This window comes from Moorena sp. SIO3I6, assembly GCF_010672095.1.
In genome coordinates, this window is sequence record NZ_JAAHHU010000077.1 from 1 (window position 1) to 17,199 (window position 17,199).

Annotated in this window: 12 protein-coding genes and 2 pseudogenes; 7 read left to right on the forward strand and 7 right to left on the reverse strand. The window is 43.7% G+C overall.

Going from position 1 to position 17,199, the window contains the following annotated elements:
* Window positions 1-127: 127 nt before the first annotated feature.
* Window positions 128-313: pseudogene (gene tnpA / locus F6K49_RS21170) on the forward strand (IS200/IS605 family transposase); the annotation flags it as partial.
* 56 nt (window positions 314-369) lie between these two features.
* Here tnpA and F6K49_RS21175 read toward each other — a convergent pair.
* Complete coding sequence (locus tag F6K49_RS21175; protein WP_293099781.1) at window positions 370-960, reverse strand: hypothetical protein; 591 nt, start codon at window positions 958-960, stop codon at window positions 370-372.
* A gap of 356 nt (window positions 961-1,316) precedes the next feature.
* Here F6K49_RS21175 and F6K49_RS21180 point away from each other — a divergent pair, with 356 nt between their 5' ends.
* Window positions 1,317-2,480, forward strand: coding sequence for a transposase (locus F6K49_RS21180; RefSeq protein ID WP_293099785.1), 1,164 nt, complete (start codon window positions 1,317-1,319; stop codon window positions 2,478-2,480).
* A gap of 141 nt (window positions 2,481-2,621) precedes the next feature.
* On the opposite strand, the gene F6K49_RS21185 is transcribed toward F6K49_RS21180, so the two are convergent.
* Both F6K49_RS21185 and F6K49_RS21190 read right to left on the reverse strand, forming a co-directional pair.
* Window positions 2,622-3,674, reverse strand: coding sequence for an alpha/beta hydrolase (locus F6K49_RS21185; RefSeq protein ID WP_293099788.1), 1,053 nt, complete (start codon window positions 3,672-3,674; stop codon window positions 2,622-2,624).
* Window positions 3,675-3,955: 281 nt separating this feature from the next.
* Window positions 3,956-4,336 (reverse strand): annotated as a pseudogene (locus F6K49_RS21190) (hypothetical protein).
* Window positions 4,337-4,756: 420 nt separating this feature from the next.
* Between F6K49_RS21190 and F6K49_RS21195 the strand changes: the two are divergent.
* Together F6K49_RS21195 and F6K49_RS21200 are read left to right on the forward strand one after the other, a co-directional pair.
* Window positions 4,757-8,527, forward strand: a complete 3,771-nt coding sequence (locus F6K49_RS21195) for a hydantoinase B/oxoprolinase family protein (protein ID WP_293099791.1) — start codon at window positions 4,757-4,759, stop codon at window positions 8,525-8,527.
* Window positions 8,528-9,084: 557 nt separating this feature from the next.
* Entirely contained in the window at window positions 9,085-10,383 is a 1,299-nt protein-coding gene (locus tag F6K49_RS21200) for a transposase (RefSeq protein ID WP_293099794.1), read from the forward strand.
* Here the strand turns inward: F6K49_RS21200 and F6K49_RS21205 are convergent.
* Window positions 10,300-10,545 (reverse strand): hypothetical protein, encoded by a 246-nt coding sequence (locus tag F6K49_RS21205; protein WP_293069054.1) that lies wholly within the window; start codon window positions 10,543-10,545, stop codon window positions 10,300-10,302. The two genes, F6K49_RS21200 and F6K49_RS21205, sit on opposite strands and share 84 nt — an antisense overlap.
* A gap of 426 nt (window positions 10,546-10,971) precedes the next feature.
* The gene (locus F6K49_RS21210; protein WP_293099797.1) at window positions 10,972-11,805 is read right to left on the reverse strand and encodes a cyclase family protein; all 834 of its coding nucleotides are present in this window, start codon (window positions 11,803-11,805) and stop codon (window positions 10,972-10,974) included.
* A gap of 53 nt (window positions 11,806-11,858) precedes the next feature.
* On the opposite strand from F6K49_RS21210, the gene F6K49_RS21215 reads away from it, so the two are divergent.
* Window positions 11,859-12,047, forward strand: coding sequence for a hypothetical protein (locus tag F6K49_RS21215; RefSeq protein ID WP_143727507.1), 189 nt, complete (start codon window positions 11,859-11,861; stop codon window positions 12,045-12,047).
* Between the two features lie 103 nt (window positions 12,048-12,150).
* On the opposite strand, the gene F6K49_RS21220 is transcribed toward F6K49_RS21215, so the two are convergent.
* On the reverse strand, window positions 12,151-12,393 hold the full coding sequence (locus F6K49_RS21220) for a hypothetical protein (RefSeq protein ID WP_071103904.1): 243 nt from the start codon (window positions 12,391-12,393) through the stop codon (window positions 12,151-12,153).
* A 61-nt stretch (window positions 12,394-12,454) separates the two neighbouring features.
* On the opposite strand from F6K49_RS21220, the gene F6K49_RS21225 reads away from it, so the two are divergent.
* Together F6K49_RS21225 and F6K49_RS21230 are read left to right on the forward strand one after the other, a co-directional pair.
* Window positions 12,455-12,895, forward strand: coding sequence for a secondary thiamine-phosphate synthase enzyme YjbQ (locus F6K49_RS21225; RefSeq protein WP_293099802.1), 441 nt, complete (start codon window positions 12,455-12,457; stop codon window positions 12,893-12,895).
* Window positions 12,896-13,142: 247 nt separating this feature from the next.
* Window positions 13,143-14,591, forward strand: a complete 1,449-nt coding sequence (locus F6K49_RS21230; RefSeq protein WP_293099805.1) for a hypothetical protein — start codon at window positions 13,143-13,145, stop codon at window positions 14,589-14,591.
* A 449-nt stretch (window positions 14,592-15,040) separates the two neighbouring features.
* Here F6K49_RS21230 and F6K49_RS21235 read toward each other — a convergent pair whose 3' ends face one another.
* Window positions 15,041-16,801, reverse strand: a complete 1,761-nt coding sequence (locus F6K49_RS21235) for a choice-of-anchor I family protein (RefSeq protein WP_293025814.1) — start codon at window positions 16,799-16,801, stop codon at window positions 15,041-15,043.
* Between the last annotated feature and the right edge of the window lie 398 nt (window positions 16,802-17,199).

Genomic DNA, 17,199 nt, shown 5'->3' on the forward strand with positions numbered 1-17,199 from the left:
GGTGAGGATTTAGGACTGGTTGCGGTGGTTTTAGTGGGTTTATCGAAGCCAATGACCATTGGATACCTTGATTGTGACATCGGTTCCCCTAGCATATTATGAGTTCGTTTTTCTTGCGCTTACCCTGCCTACTTATGCTCCATCGGTAATAATAAAAAGGGTAAAAGGAAGAGCTTCTCATCATCTCAGAAGAGAATTCCCTGAATTACTAAAGCTCCCAACTCTTTGGTCTCCTAGTTATTTCTGTTCAACTACCGGAAACGCAAACACAGAAACAGTGAAAAGGTATATTGAAAACCAGAAGGGCAAATAACACGAGAGCCGGGATAAATCCCGGTACGCTCCACGCCTACCTAATAAATTAGGTAGCTAACTCTCGCTTGTTAATTCTCTGTTTGGTAAATCCCGAATATGAGTATTAACAAAAGCTAAGCTCAAGGCTTTTAGGTAAGAAAGTCCGACCTGAGGATTGGAACCAAGTAATTCTCTAGGAAACAGGGCAAAATCGTCGCCCGATGCACCACTAGTGGAGAAGTGGTTGCCATCAACAATCATTGCCAGATATTTTTCTGGGGTATTGAGCCAGATAAAGGGGTGAATCTGTTCTGGGACAGTTGGCGCTACAATGTCGTGGCTACCTGCCATAATCATGACCGGCACTTGAATGTCAACCAAGCTAGCTGGACCAAGGGCTGTGCTGGTAATAGGATTAACAGCGATTACTGCTTTGACCCGTGGATCCTGCAAGTCATAATTAAACGGGGGTAAGCGATTGGCAAGGCATTGGAGCAGTACAGAGAGATTGAAGGTTGGGTCTTGATCAGGACACACTTGGCGCAGTCTTAAATCATTAATTTCTGCACCTGCTACGGCTAAAGCTGTGTAACCCCCAAATGAATGACCAATCACACCTACCTGTTCCAGATTCAGCTTATTAGCTGGCCGTAAAAGAAGCCCCACACCTCAATCCGCAAGGATGAGTGTGGTTAGAAGTTACCGCAAGAATAAGGCAGCCTTTATGGTTGGTCGGTTATGCGTAAAAGGGTTAAAACTTTATGATTAAGGCTGCCTTAATAAACAGGTTTAATCTCCGGGATGAATTTTACACAGGGTATGCACGGAACAGGGAAACGAGCTATCAAGCTTGTGATCAATTCAGACGAAGTCATACCGCGTTTCTGTGCTTCTTGCTAGAACTGCCTTTTTTCAAAGTCGGTAATTCTGATTACTAGTTTTTTGTCTTTGATTTTGGATTGACATTTGTTCAGACGCTTGTTACAATCTTAATAGGTCGGTAAACAAGGTAACAACCAAGGATGAGATTAGCGTATCAGTACAATATCAAGCCAACAAAAGCACAAAAAGCCGTTATAGATAATTGGCTGTCAATGCTGTGTGCTCAATATAATTATTTGTTAGCTGATCGATTTAACTGGTACGAACAGAATCGTTGTTATGTTAATGCTTGTCCCCTTGTTTGTCATCTTTCAGAATTAAAGGAAAATCCCGATTATTACAGCCAAAAAAAGACTCTACCAAACCTGAAAAAGACTCATCCTTGGTACAGGCAGATTCACTCTCAGGTACTTCAGGATGTTGTCAAGAGGGTAAAACTGGCTTTTGATAGGTTCATAAAAGGAGACAGTAACGGTAGGCGAAGTGGGCGACCTAGATTCAAAAAACGGCACCGTTACCGTACTTTTACCTACCCTCAAATGAAAGAGGGATGTCTGGAAGGTGATCTAATAAACCTCCCTAAGATAGGCATGGTAAAGGTTGTACTCCACCGCCCTATTCCCGCTGGATTTAAAATAAAAACAGCCTCTATTACTAACAAATGTGATGGCTATTATCTGGTCTTATCTCTGGAGGACAAGACTGTTCCTGAGGTAAAGCCAGATATTAATCCGGACTCAATGATTGGGATTGATGTTGGCCTTAAAGATTTTTTGACGACTTCTGAAGGGGAATCTGTCGAGATACCTCAGTACTATCGAAAAGCTCAAAAACGTCTAAAAGTAATCCAGAAGCGTGTATCTCGTAGAAAGAAGGGAGGTAAGAACAGGCTCAAAGCTATCAAACAGCTTGGATTACAGCACAAGAAGGTAGCAGACAAGCGGAAAGATTTTCATTTCAAGACCGCAAATTATTTGTTATCAAAATATGATGTTGTTGCTCATGAAAAATTAAACGTAAAGGGACTGGCTAAGTCCCGATTGGCTAAATCTGTGTTGGATGCTGGGTGGTCAAGCTTTCTGACAATTCTTTCAAGCAAAGCCTTAAATGCTGGCTTGTTGGCAGTTGCAGTAAGTCCCAAAAATACTTCGCAGAATTGCTCCAATTGTGGAAAAAAAGTTCCTAAAAAACTGCATGTTCGCTGGCATGATTGCCCTCATTGCGGATGCAGTCTTGACCGGGATCATAATGCGGCAATAAATATAAAAAATAGAGCGGCAGGGTTTGAAGTTACCGTAAGATAGTGGAGCCTTAATCAAAAAGTTTTAACCCTTTTATGCATAGCCGACTAACCATAAAGGCTCCACTATCTAAGGTTTCGTCTCTCGGCAGTCCGTTCTTAAAGCCCAGCGCCTCCTAAGGGATGCCCGGATTGGCTGGGAAGCCTACACCGAACCTGAAAGGTCGGTGTAGGAGCTGTCACCAAAATTAGGGTCAGATTTAGAGAGGTCTTCGAGCTCATCGAGCACATATCGAATATCTAAGGGTCGTTCAATAAACTCTACCGGATTGATTCCATTGGCTAGTCCCTGTAGTACAGCTTGAGAGTATTCAACATTACTCCCGACGTGTTCAGGAACGGCTACAGCAATGCCATGGGATGCTAAGTGTTCTGCTAAATAGGTGAAATGGTTGCGATCTGAGGCAAAGCCATGGGACATGACTACTAAGGGGGCTGGTTTTGGATTGCTTTGGGGTAAGTACAGAGCAACCTCAAACTTGGTTTCTCCGGATAACCCTAGAGGGGATTGACGGCGGCGACCGGAAAGAGTGATGACTTGGTCTGTGAATTGATAAGGACCTGGTTGTTGTAAGTCTGTTAACTGGGAGACATCAATGGTATTCTCGGCAGCGGCTTCTCGGGTGGCTTGGTTTGCGATCGCATTCACGGCTGCATCTCGATATCGAAATAGGGTAGCTAGCTCTTTTTGGACATTGAAGATATAGTCAGTATCAATCAACATCCCCTCGGTGGGAAACTGGCGCACTATATTAATTAGAGTTAGACCTTCGGAGTCAGCTGCTGCCAAAACCAGCGCCCCCCGAAGACTATGTAAACCATTGCGACCAGGGTGCGTTTTGATCATCTTTCCCAAACCTTCCAGAAAGGCTTCTCCCATGGGGGATTTACCTAAGCGGGAGATGGCCACAGGACTGATTTTAATGCGCTTTTGGAGTAGCATCCGCAACTGTTCCAAGGCTTCTGGGTTCAGCATTTGGGCGTAGAACTCAAATTCCTTAGTAATTCTGCCCTCATTGGCAAAAATCTCGATGGATTCCCGGGAAAGGGACAATTTTAACGGACCATAGTTAAAGTAAATGTATTCTGCACTAAAGGCTGGCTTTGGTGTGACTACTGTGGGGAGTATTCCTAAACCAAGGAATAAGCAAGTATATAAAAAACCTAGTAGTTTCTTGGGTTTGGCTTTTGCTTTCACGAGTCTAGTCTTCTCAGTCTTAGGCTTGATGAGGAAGATTATATAGCAATTCTCATAGTCATGAGGTACGCTTTTCAATCTCAAAGTCCCCCTTATTAAGGGGGATTTAGGGGGAACAATTTTTACCTTATGGGATATAGAATTGCTATAATACAAACGAAGAGCAATGTATTGTTGAGACTTCTAGTTATAATAATTAATTAATTCAAGTCATCGGCAGGTGAATAATTTTCTCTTGATATTATTGATCATAATAGCATTGTGCAATTATAATTAACTCTTCAATTGGCTTTCAACTGGGCTTGTCTTTCTGCTTTGATTTTCCGGAGTCGAGCCACCGCAGGATGAGGATTCAAGGCTTGAGCTTTACGCTGTTGATGTCCCCACTCTAGCCAGTCAGCAATGTATTGACTGACTGTCTCTTTGTTCTGTAGATAATATAGAATTGTAGCGTAGACCTCTTCTAAGGTTAGAGTTGAGTATATTTTCGCAATTTCTTCAGCATTACTTAAATAAATACTCGTACAATACGGTTTCAATGCCAATTCGATGACCTTTTCTTGATGCAGCGCGGTCATGGGGGAAACCCCCAAGACCGCGCTGCATCGCTTAATGCGAATGTCATCAGGAGCAAGAAAGTTAAAATAGTCTTCTAGTTGCATAATAAAATTGATTGCGATCGCGTGTTTAAATGAGAGTAAAAAAAATGATTGCAACAGTAAATAGCGATATTTTTATTGTCGATGATTATACCAATAATATTATCTATATTTTACCAAAATTAAACAGACATGACCACTAATAGTAAAAGTTTTAGATTGCCATAGGATAACTAATTTTAGTAGAAATTAGAGTCAACTTGGGCTATGTTTGCTGAATCTCAGAAATAATTCCTGGCTCCCATTGAATGACCACACCCCGATCGGGTCAGACCTCGGCTTGGTGGCCCTGGAATGCTAAGTTACTCTGTCTTAAGGGAAAATATAGTTTGCTGGGACGTTGCTGATGGCGAAAGGAAACTATTGGAAAATTCTCCGCCATCTTTCCCATCTCTTTAGTGTTTTATTAAAAATCAAGCAAATATGACTACTACTTCCACTGGACGCTGGCAATTCTGGATTGATCGAGGTGGTACCTTTACGGACATTGTGGCAAAACGACCGAATGGGCAGTTGATAATTCATAAGCTGCTTTCAGAAAATCCAGAACGGTACCAAGATGCTGGAGTACAGGGAATTCGAGAGATCTTAGACATCCCTGTTGGTAAGCCAATACCAAGTGATGCCATTGAAGCGATCAAGATGGGAACGACAGTAGCCACCAATGCGTTATTGGAACGGAAAGGCGATCGCACTGTCCTAGTAATTACTAAGGGCTTCCAAGATGCCTTGCGCATTGGTTATCAAAATCGCCCGAATATCTTTGCCCGTGAAATTGTCCTCCCTGAAATGCTCTATGAACGGGTGATTGAGATAGAAGAACGCTACAGTGCCCAGGGTAAAGAGCTAATCCCCATCAATCTGGCTCAAACCCGCCAATCCTTGCAAGCTGCTTATGATGACGGTATTCGTAGCTGCGCCATTGTCTTGATGCACGGCTATCGCTATCCCACTCATGAACAGGAAATAGCCACCATAGCATTAGAGATTGGTTTTACCCAAATATCAGTATCTCATCAAGTGACTCCTTTGATGAAATTAGTCAGTCGGGGGGATACCACAGTGGTTGATGCCTATTTATCACCGATTCTGCGTCGGTATGTAGATCAGGTAGAACAACAGTTGCAGCTTGGCGGGTTGACCAATGAAGTTTTGGAAAATAACCTTCAAGCTACCCGGTCTGAAGGCTTACTGGGAAAAACCTCTGGACTATTGATGTTCATGCAGTCAAACGGAGGACTGGCGGACGCGCAACAGTTTCAAGGGAAGGATAGTATTTTATCAGGACCGGCTGGGGGTATTGTCGGAGCAGTACAGACTAGTCGAATTGCTGGTTTTGAGACGATCATTACCTTTGATATGGGTGGCACCTCTACAGATGTAGCCCATTATAACGGGGAATACGAGCGTACCTTTGAAACTGAGATTGCTGGGGTGCGGCTGCGCACGCCAATGATGGCAATTAATACAGTAGCTGCTGGTGGTGGCTCCATTGTCCAGTTTGATGGTGCCCGTTATCGGGTAGGACCAGAGTCAGCTGGGGCAAATCCAGGTCCTGCTTCCTACGGTAAGGGGGGTCCGTTGACGGTGACCGATTGCAATGTGATGGTCGGGAAGTTGCAGCCAGGGTTTTTTCCCAAGGTGTTTGGAGCGGATGGTAACTTGCCGTTGGATGCTGAGGTGGTAAGGCAGAGGTTTGAAGGATTGGTCGAACAGATTGGGGATAACCGAAAACCAGAGGAAGTAGCAGCAGGATTTTTAGCGATCGCAGTCGAGAAGATGGCCAATGCCATTAAACAGATTTCTCTACAACGGGGCTATGACGTTTCCGAGTATACCCTATGTTGCTTTGGCGGTGCTGGTGGCCAGCATGGGTGTTTAATTGCCGAAGCCTTAGGCATTAAGCGAGTGTTCATTCATCCCTTTGCTGGAGTATTGTCCGCTTATGGAATGGGTTTAGCCGATATCAGGGTATTGAAAGAACAGTCAGTTGAGGCTGAGTTAGTAGAGGGGTTGGAGTTAGAGGGAATTTTAGCCAAGTTGGTGGCTCAGGGCATAGAAGAGTTGAACCACAACCATGCCCAGGATCGGAATAGTAACGAGATTGAGGTCATTCGGCGAGTCCATTTGCGCTATGAGGGCACCGATTCAGCCTTGGTTGTTGGGTTTGGTGGGGTTGATCAGATCACGGAAGAGTTTGAGGGATTGCATCGACAGCGCTATGGATTTAGCGTGCCAGGGAAAACGTTGATTGTCGAAGCGGTTTCGGTAGAGTTAGTAAAGCGGATGGCTATCCCAACAGAACCGATACGGTCTCGTCACAGTGGGGAAATGTGTGCTCCCGTTGCCACAGTGCAAATGTATACCGCTAATCGGTGGTGGGATACCCCTGTGTTTAGGCGAGAGGATTGGCAACCAGGGGATTCGGTGTTTGGTCCGGCATTAATTATTGAGGCAACTGGAACTAATGTGATTGAGCCTGGTTGGAAGGCAGAGGTGACTGAACGGAATCATTTGATTTTAGTTAAATCTGGTTTGGGAGACCAGCAAGACAACCTGGAAATGTTGAGTGATAGCACTATCGATCAGCTCCAACCAAATACCGTCCAAGCTTCACCCCATCCTGACCCGGTCATGCTGGAAATCTTTAACAATCTATTCCGTTCCATAGCAGAGCAAATGGGGACAACTCTCCAAAATACCAGTTATTCAGTCAATATCAAGGAACGGCTAGACTTTTCCTGTGCGATTTTTGACCAACAAGGGCAATTGGTAGCCAATGCGCCTCATATTCCAGTGCATTTGGGGTCAATGAGTGAAAGTGTCCGCAGCTTGATTGATGCCCATGGTGATAGTCTTAAACCTGGGGATGTCTATATTCTCAACAATCCCTATAACGGTGGCACTCATCTCCCAGATGTCACCCTTGTTACTCCAGTTTTCCTCAACTCTTCCCTAGGGCTAAAGGAACCTTCTCCCCTCTCCCCTTTATTCTTTGTAGCTTCCCGAGGACACCATGCTGACATCGGTGGTATCACTCCCGGTTCCATGCCTCCTAATAGTACCAGCGTCAAGGAAGAAGGGGTATTAATTGACAATTTCCTGCTGGTTGAGAATGGTAAATTCCGAGAAAATGAAATCACCCAACTTCTGTTAGGGGGTCAATATCCAGTCCGGAATCTGACTCAGAATATAGCTGATTTACAAGCACAGATTGCTGCCAATGAGAAAGGTGTACAAGAGTTACGGCAGATGGTAGCCCACTATGGATTAGAGACAGTGCAAGCCTATATGGGTTATGTCCAAGATAATGCTGAGGAGTCAGTGCGCCGGGTGATTGATGTGCTCACAGATGGCAGTTTCAGCTATGAGTTAGATGGGGGTGCTAAGATTCAGGTCACGATTACTATTGACCGGAACAACCGTAGTGCCAAGATTGATTTTACCGGTACCTCGCCTCAGTTAGATAGTAATTTTAATGCACCGTCAGCGGTATGCAAAGCAGCAGTGCTATACGTCTTCCGCACTCTAGTGGATGACGATATTCCACTCAATGCCGGTTGTCTGAAGCCTTTGGAGGTAATTATTCCGGAAGGTTCTATGCTCAATCCCCGTTATCCAGCAGCAGTGGTAGCGGGGAATGTGGAAACATCCCAAGCAATAACCGATGCCCTCTATGGTGCTTTAGGAGTGATGGCGGCATCTCAGAGTACTATGAATAATTTTACCTTTGGCAATGAGCGCTATCAATACTATGAAACGATTTGTGGAGGCTCTGGAGCAGGGGTTGATTTTGATGGCACAGATGCAGTACATACTCACATGACGAATTCTCGCTTAACTGACCCAGAAGTGTTGGAATGGCGATTTCCAGTACTTTTGGAAAGGTTTGGCATTCGTCCCGATAGTGGCGGTAAGGGCGTTCATTGTGGGGGTAATGGCGTAATTCGCCAGATTCGTTTCCTAGAACCTATGACTGCAGGAATTCTATCTGGACGTCGAGTGGTGAAGCCTTTTGGGTTAAATGGTGGTGAAGCGGGTGCTTTGGGAAAAAATTATGTGGAACGGAAGGATGGAACGCTTGAGGAGTTGGGTAGTACTGGGGTAGTGGAAATGAATGCAGGTGATGTGTTTGTGATTGAGACCCCTGGGGGTGGGGGATTTGGTTTGGATAGTGGTGATAGTCAATCCTAATTGGTAGGGGGCGAATGGGATCGGCACAGCCCATCCCATTGGTTTTTCCTTTGGGTTAAAAGTCTTAACGGTCTAGAAGGTTAATGGTTAGACCAGTAGCAGCACCTTTAACCGCATTATCTACCACTGAACCATTGTCAATGATCACGCCAGTGACAACACTAGCAGCAGCACCAAACCCTGCATCTTGAACTAGACTCCCAGCACTGTTACGCCGAGCTCTAGTTCTATTGCGCTTAGCTAGTCCGCTATCATCCCGACACCCTACCTAATCAGGTGGGTGTCGGGATGATAGCGGGGCAATGAAGTGAAACGTAATTGCCAACTAAGACTCTTTCGGTTCAGGGAAACGAGCTATCAAGCTCCTGAGTAGTTCGGAGCAGGTTATCCCCCTCCGATTGACCTTTGGTCACGCTACGCGAACAGCTTCCTGTTGAAGTTGCCTTTTCTCAAAGCTAGTTAACCTAATCATTAAATTTTTATATTTTATTTTGCATTCATACATGTAAATACGTTTACTATACTAATAATAGGTCGAAAAACAGCAAACAGCAACAATGAGAGCAGCGTATCAGTACCGATTAAGGCTAACCAAGTCACAAGAGGCAGAGATAGAGATATGGTTGGATATGCTCCGACATCAATACAATTTTCTGCTTGCTGATAGATTCAACTGGTATGAACAAAACCGCTGCTCTATTAACTCCTGTCCTTTGGTCTGCCACCTTCCAGAGTTAAGAAATAATCCTGATTATTTTTCCCAAAAGAAGACTCTTCCAAGATTAAAACAGGATAGACCTTGGTACAAGGTAGTCCAATCTCAAGTCTTACAGGATTGCGTCAAAAGAGTAGATATAGCCTTTAAACGTTTCTTAAAGGGTGACATTAACGGTAAAAAGAGCGGTAGACCGAGATTTAAGGCCAAAAACAGGTATAAATCTTTTACTTTCCCATCCCTCTCTAATAACCCCATAAGCGGTAATGTTTTAACTCTTCCAAAATTCGGAAAAGTCAAGATGATTTATCATCGACCTATTCCAGAAGGGTTCAAGATAAAAACCGCCACCATAACCCGAAAAGCTGACGGTTACTACGTCACGCTGTCTATCCAGAACGACTCCGTTCCGGATATCATCCCAGTAGATAGTGTTTCTAATCCTATTGGGATAGACATGGGTCTAAAGTCTTTCTTAGTCAAGTCCGATGGCTCTGAGGTACCAATTCCTCAGTATTATAAAAAAGCTCAGAAGCGACTTAAAAAGATTCAAAAGGCTGTCAGTAGATCAAAAAAAGGCAGTAATAACAGAAAAAAGGCTGCTCTAAAACTGGGAAAAGCTCACAAAAAGGTAGCTGACACCCGTAAAGATTTTCATTTCAAAACAGTTAAAGAGCTACTAGATAGTCACGACCTGGTAGCTCACGAGAAACTAAACATTAAAGGTTTGGCCAAAACAAAAATGGCCAAATCTATCCTAGATGCTGGTTGGGGTCAATTCCTCTCAATCCTGTCAGTCAAAGCCGAGAATGCTGGACTGATAGCGAAAGGAGTTAACCCTAAAAACACTAGTCAAAACTGTTCTAATTGCGGCACAAAAGTACCTAAAAAACTGAAAGACCGCATTCATTCCTGCCCTCATTGTGGATATGTTGCTAACAGGGATGTAAATGCGGCGATCAATATATTAAATTTGGCGGTAGGGCATTCCGTCAGTAGTAAAGCTTGCCGAGCAACCGAAGGGATACCTGGTGTTGGCAAGAAGCCCGCGTTGTCCCTAAGCGGGCAACGTCGGGAGTATGTCACTAGCATTGACAGCAGCACCAGCGGCAGCGCCATTGGCACTATTACCAATCAATGAGCCGTTGTCACTTAATTCTCCAACTACTGCACCAGCAGCGGCACCAATACCGATATCTCTTAGTAAATCACCCGCAGCTGCTGGTGCAGCGGGTAGTAGTGTTGCGCCTACAAAACCGGTTGTGATCAGTCCTGGTAGTAGAGCACCGAAAATTGCTTTCATCTTTGTGTCCTCTAAATTGAGCAATCGAGCTACTGCTCTTAGGTTAGATCTGCCTCTCGGTAGATAACCTCTTCCATTAGAATTATTTGAACGCGCTCCATCAAGACAGTCAATCTGCCAAAGGTTCGTAAATATATATAGCGCTAAGCCCTATATACCAATTCGATTGATTTGTGATTTATTGCTGCTAGAGATATAGCAGAAGTCAGAAGTCAGAAGTCAGAAGTCAGAAGCGGTGCGACCCTGGTGATTTCTAATCAGCATCAGAATGCGCACCAAGAGAGTCAAACGCTTGCGCTTACTTAGGTTTGAGACTTTTGTCATGTCCTAACTGCCCTGGCGACTGCGATAATCATGAATCGATAAATGCGATCGCTAACTAATCAATGCGATCGCTAACTTAAACTGCAGCACTAAATTCCAGCACTAGGGAATAATTGCGAACACCCTTGCTGGAAAACCAGAACCTTTCAGGGGTTTAGGAAACGTTACTATTGCGATCGCACCATATTCCGGAACCTGATCCAAGTTAGTCAGCAACTCAATCTGATACTTGTCTTGGCTGAGAATATAATTTTCTAGGGAATAGTCCCCTTGGCTAGTGGCAATTCCAGGGTCAGTATCAGTTGTTTCATGACCGGAAGCAGTAATGTAGCGTTCTTCGTAAAGATATTTGAGTACTTCAGCGCTCCAGCCAGGATAATGGGCAATACCATTAGCGTCAGCATTACGCATTTTGGTCATACTAGGCCAAGCCTTAGACCAATCCGTACGCATTGCTACAAATGCCCCTTCTGGCACTAAACCGTATTTCTGTTCCCAAGCTTGTACATCTTCCAGGGTAATTTGATAGTCGGGGTTGTGACTGACCTTGTCGCTGACATCAATTACCACAAGAGGTAGCACCATTTCAGTGACCGGGATTTCATCCTGAAACCGTTTGCCCCTGACGAAATGAGCTGGCGGATCAACGTGGGTACCCCATTGACCTGGAATATTATAGCGCTGTGCCCAAAATCCAGACCCCTTGGTGCCAACCATCTCATCGTAGTAGTAGGTTGTGGTGCGTGTTTCAGGATCAAAGCCTGGCCAGTGGGGAATCTGGGGATGAAAGGTATGGGTTAAATCCACAAACTCATGGGACTTTAGTTCTGCTAATGTATCCCAAAGGCTGGGGTAGTCAGCGGTTTGGGCAGTGCTCGGGTTTGCCAAACCGACTATGACAATCATGGTTAAGACCAACAAAGCTTTAAGCAACATGGCTCTTGCCTAGAAAAATTATCGAATGAAGTATCAAGCATTAAGGATAAAGCATGAAGCATCAAGGATTAAGGATGAATCAGTGTAAGTATTCAGCTATCAGCCGTCAGCTATCAGCTATCAGCTATCAGCTGTCAGCTTTCAGCTTATGGGCTACGCGCACGCTACTTGAAGTGCTTTTGAATAAAATAAGCTGTTCCCGTAGCGTGGCCTATGGCCAACGGCTGACGGCTGACGGCTGACGGCTGAATGCTTACCAATCAGTGTCCATCTTCTATCCATATTTATATAGTTATTGGTGATTTTTAAGCACTTACGCATTTACACAGTTACGCACTTATTTACTCAATTCGACGTCAAACGCTTAGAAATCTGGTTAATTAGTCCACTCACAATTGCTCCAGCCATCAGCACGCCAATGGCGGGAGTAAATACTGGTTCCCAAAGGCTGTACCATAGTTCCAGTCCCAAGGGAATACCAACCGAACGACCAACCAATGCGATCGCAAACCAAAAAAAGCTCAATAAGACTAGAAAAACATCGAGCATTAAAATTTGGTTAAGCCAACGGAGCAATTGCTCTTTCATCTTCAAAATTTCTGGTATTTTAGTTTAATTGTCAACGTTATTAGTTTATTGGTGTGCAGTCATGCTGGTCAAGAGTGAAATAATCGAACTTAAAACCCACGAATCTATCGCTATCTACAATATCACCGATTACATCAGCAAATTACTAGAGGTTACTGGGGTTAAAAACGGTCATGCTTTAGTTTTTTCCAGACATACAACTACTGCGTTAGCCATTAATGAATACGAAGAACGATTACTCGAAGATATTAAAGTCCATCTAGACAAGCTAGCCCCTAAAGATGGTAAATATCTCCATAATGACCTGCACTTAAGGATTGTACCTCCTGATGAGCCGATCAATGCCCACTCTCACCTAATGGCAATGATGCTAAACAACAGCGAATATATTCCTATTATTGATGGCAAATTGGCTTTGGGCACCTGGCAATCTGTTTTATTCCTTGAATTAGATGGTCCTAGAGACAGAACTGTTTTAATTCAACTATGTGGTGAAACCTAAAAACTAGCTTACTAGGAATTGGCTGAAGCAGAACGGTTTCACTAAACACCCTTATCCTAATTATAGATAATTATAGATAGAATGAGCTGAGCAAACTCCGTTAATACATTGGTATCAAAGTTGTGCTAAGATAGATAATATTGGACTCGCTCTCACTAAGAATCCTCTTCCTTCTAAGAAGGGTAGAGTGTCAACATAGTTCGACTTTGAACTGATTGAAGTAAGTTGAGCGTACCCCATCACAACTATGCCGAAATTCTGGTTTAGACTCTACAGTAGCGCTACCATAGCATCACTTCTACTTGCCGCTGGCTTTTGGAAGACTACGCCACTCTACCATGCAGCAAACACACTACTCCCCTCAGTAGCAGTATCCCCTGGGAATCAAGTAGTCGCTCAGGGTTCTCCCCCAGCCTGCTCTTCTATTGATCCGATTACCAAGGGTATGAAAAAAGAACGAAGAGCAACTGCTATGGCACAATTGGCTCGATCAACAGAAGATTGGGATTTTGTGATCAATGAGTGGATTCAAGCCATTGAGGATTTGCAAACTATCCCAGCAGACAGTCCTAAACGGATTTTTGCTCAAAAAAAAATTGCTGAATATATCAAGAACCTAGAGTTAGCTTACCTTGAAGCAGTAGCAACAACTTCATCCTTGCCCTTCTCTAGTTTTGATAACGAAATATTTGATCAGCAGCTGCGGCTTTATCTATCCTATATTGCTGCCGTTGGTAGACCTGACATTCTAATTGTAGGTAGTTCGCGGGCATTGCAAGGGCTTGATCCTCAGCAACTCCAAAAATCCTTAGGGATATTAGGCAAAGGAGAGCTAAAGGTGTTCAATTTTGGGGTAAATGGTGCCACAGCTCAATTTGTTGACTTCCAACTCCGTCAGCTCCTGACTCCAGAACAATTGCCACGGTTAGTGATCTGGGCTGATGGGGTGCGTGCCTTCAATAGTGGACGAGTAGACCGCACCTATCAATCCCTTGTCGCCTCTGAGGGATATAAACGTTTGCTGGCAGGCGATCGCCCCACACTTCCTAAAAGTCAAAAGGAATCTGCCAATACTTGCCAAGCTATTTCTGAGTCTACTATTTCCAGTGTTACTACTAAAATTTATCAAAAATGGGCACCGGAAACTAGACTTTGGGCAACAGCGACCTTAACTTCAAATCGGCAACCTAGACCCTGCAACCTAGACCCTGCAACCTGCAACCTGCAACTGGTTTCCAAACAGTTAACTACCGCCAACACTGGCTATAGTACTTTTGCCATCAATGCTAATGGTTTTCTCCCTATGAATGGAACCTTTAACCCCAAAATTTACTATCGGAGCCATCCACGAGTGTCAGGGAGATATGATGCCGATTATCAGCCCTTCAGTTTTGCCGGTAAACAGACTACTGCTGTCAATGCTATTAAAAGCTTTTTGCGGCAACAAAATATTCCCTTAGTGGTGGTTAACTTACCCCTTACCAAAGACTATTTAGATCCAGTGCGTCTGAATCGTGAACAGAAATTGCAGCAGTGGATGCTCAAACAAACTGGTGAAGGATTTATCTTTATCGATATGGGCAGGCAGTGGCTAAACCAAAATCAGTATTTTGCTGATCCCAGTCATCTGAATCAATATGGCGCAGCAGCAGTGGCTAGCGAGTTGGCCCCTAATCCCCAGATTCCTTGGCCTTGACCTAATTCATAACCCAATTCATGACTTTTTGCCCCCTCAATCGACAATTCTTGTAGCGGGTGATGGGGTGATGGGATGATGGAATAATACCAAATAAAACAGTTTGAATACATTGATTAGATAAAACTTAGATTAAATTTAGATTAAATTTATTAGATTAAAGGGTGTGATGTGTATTGAAAATTGAAAATTGAAAATGTAATTATTCAGGTTTTGGGGTTGTTTGTGAAGCTATTTTGTGCATTTTGCCAGCGGCCTGACTCAAACTGTATTAAACAATCCAAATTTGCTGATTTTTGCTGCCAAATTCACACGTTACAGAGTTTGTCAACCCCTACACCTAAATAATTACATAAACAATTAACAATTAACAATTAACAATTAAAGATTTACCTGCATAGCAAGTGATTAAACTGGAGGAGATATTATTCCCCCAGTCTCCCTTCCCTTTAAAGGCTAGTCTCTTTACATGTTGTTGAAAGCTTTCCCTTCCAAGCCATACACCCTAAAGCAATAACGTTAAACAGACCCAATATCGAACTTGGTTCTGGTACTTGTTCGATTGAGTAGACAGTAGTTGTGCCACTGACCTCATTGTTAACAACTAGCATCGGTGTTTGGTTGGGACTATCCTCTGCTGATATGAACAGCAATCCTTCAAGACCAAGATCCCCTGCTGTACCAGCCTCAGGATCCCCTAGAAAGTCGCGGTTGTTGATGTAATTCACAAAGAATGGATTTTCAGGATCGCTAACGTCATAGACTATGAAGCCACCAATCTGCTCAAAACCGATGAAGGCAAAGGAGCGACCGAATAACTCAACCACTGTTATCCCCTGGGGTTCCGGACCTCTATTGTCGCTGCGGGTATCAAAGTTGTTTTCCTCAGCTTCAGCGTTGAAGAAATCTGGAAATAGGTCAGCAGTTATTTGTTCAAAAGCATCACCACTGTCAAAAACTAGCTCTAAGTCATCCTCTATTACCTTCCAAATTGAGAAGGAGCGTCCTCCAAAGGCAAACAGTTCGTCAAAGTCACCGTCTCCATCAGGGTCACCATTGATCGTTGACACTTGCAAACGTCCAAGAACATCATCTTCTTGTAAAGCGATCGCATCAGGGAAGGCAGTTGGGTCTAAGACTAAGTCATCTATCCGATCATCTTCCTGGAAAAACCTTACTTCTTCACCGTCTAAGTCACCCTCAATGCGGAGGAAATCGCCTTCGTTAGCAGTCACCAAGTAAGTTATGCCGTCAACGGTATAGACATCAAGTTGGTCTGGCTGGAATAACCCAAACACTGGCCTGTTTTGGATATTGATAGCATCGTCTCTATCGCTGGTATCTAAGCCATTATTAGGCTGACTGTGATCTTTGACACCGAGACCCACAACGTTAGTGAACTCATTAGTTTCTAGATTGAGAACACCAATGGCATTGTTTTCCTGGAGTGCTACCCAGGCAGTTTTACCATCGTCTGAGACAGTGATGTTTTCCGGTTGGAGATCCCGATCAGGGGTAATCGGAGACTGGAATAAATCCTCAATACCGAATTCCTCCTGGGATGAAGCCTCAAGTTCTTCCAATGCATCGACAAAGAGGTTAACTCCCTGGTTTTGGAGATACTGCTTTGAGAACGAACTAAAGTCTGCAGTCCTGACAGTAGGATGCTTCGAGTCAAGAAGGTCGATAATACTAACCGACCCCTTTGGATTAAGGATCTGACCTAAAGTCTCTGAGAAGGCTGGCTCTCCTTCATTGGCAACCAGTAACTTTGTGCCATCTGGGGTAAAGGTTACCGCGTCAGGCAAGGCACCAACCGTGACCGATGTTTTGAAGTTACCGTTGGTGTCAAAGAAAGCCACTGTTCCTGGATCAGTTCGCACTTCATTGGCTACGGAAACCGCTAGTAAGCCATTGGTAGAGGCAATACTCGTTGGTGTTGCCCCAAACGATTCCAGGGGAATGGTGGTGGATAACGAGAGGTTGCCTGCGACAAAGTCCAGGACATCCACTTGATTGCTACTAGCATTGGTAACGAATAACCTTTGGCTGAGTGGATCGAAAGTCGATATCTCCGCCGCCCCATCATCGAAGATTCCCGTGGAAAAGGTAGAAATCGGTGTGATGTTTAGGGAGAAGGCGGCGGCAGGTGATGTAAGTATACCCAACAGCAATGTTGAGTTAATGGTTGCTTGTATGATATTAGGCATTTTTCTATGAGAAATAGATGGACTCTGATCTTTTACCATGGTGTTCCTTGCCCCGTCTAGGTATAGGAATACCTAGCTAATACTTTAAATGAAATGGTTATCATGGAATTTATGATGCAATTATGAGAAATTTTTTAAATCAGTGCTCAATTTCGTGTAGTTCTAGTAATTTTCACTGAAACTTCACCAAATCTTTACTGAAACTTCACAAAGTATTTAATCAATCTTTAAATAAGGAATCACCAAAGCCTGATGGGATCACTTTAATTTAAAACCTAATCCAACTTTGTTTCACGCCATTTTGGCGGGAATTTGCAGAATATGATTAACAAATCATACCATAGTTTTGGATATCTGATTAAGTTTTTATATAAAAAAATTATTATAACTCTGAATAT

What these genes read in the sequence shown, in the direction of transcription:
- F6K49_RS21210 (WP_293099797.1), bottom strand. Translation starts at nt 11,805, where the DNA reads ATGTTGCTTAAAGCTTTGTTGGTCTTAACCATGATTGTCATAGTCGGT.
- F6K49_RS21220 (WP_071103904.1), bottom strand. Translation starts at nt 12,393, where the DNA reads ATGAAAGAGCAATTGCTCCGTTGGCTTAACCAAATTTTAATGCTCGAT.
- F6K49_RS21205 (WP_293069054.1), bottom strand. Translation starts at nt 10,545, where the DNA reads ATGAAAGCAATTTTCGGTGCTCTACTACCAGGACTGATCACAACCGGT.
- F6K49_RS21180 (WP_293099785.1), top strand. Translation starts at nt 1,317, where the DNA reads ATGAGATTAGCGTATCAGTACAATATCAAGCCAACAAAAGCACAAAAA.
- F6K49_RS21215 (WP_143727507.1), top strand. Translation starts at nt 11,859, where the DNA reads ATGAAGCATCAAGGATTAAGGATGAATCAGTGTAAGTATTCAGCTATC.
- F6K49_RS21225 (WP_293099802.1), top strand. Translation starts at nt 12,455, where the DNA reads ATGCTGGTCAAGAGTGAAATAATCGAACTTAAAACCCACGAATCTATC.
- F6K49_RS21230 (WP_293099805.1), top strand. Translation starts at nt 13,143, where the DNA reads ATGCCGAAATTCTGGTTTAGACTCTACAGTAGCGCTACCATAGCATCA.
- F6K49_RS21235 (WP_293025814.1), bottom strand. Translation starts at nt 16,801, where the DNA reads ATGCCTAATATCATACAAGCAACCATTAACTCAACATTGCTGTTGGGT.
- F6K49_RS21200 (WP_293099794.1), top strand. Translation starts at nt 9,085, where the DNA reads ATGAGAGCAGCGTATCAGTACCGATTAAGGCTAACCAAGTCACAAGAG.
- F6K49_RS21195 (WP_293099791.1), top strand. Translation starts at nt 4,757, where the DNA reads ATGACTACTACTTCCACTGGACGCTGGCAATTCTGGATTGATCGAGGT.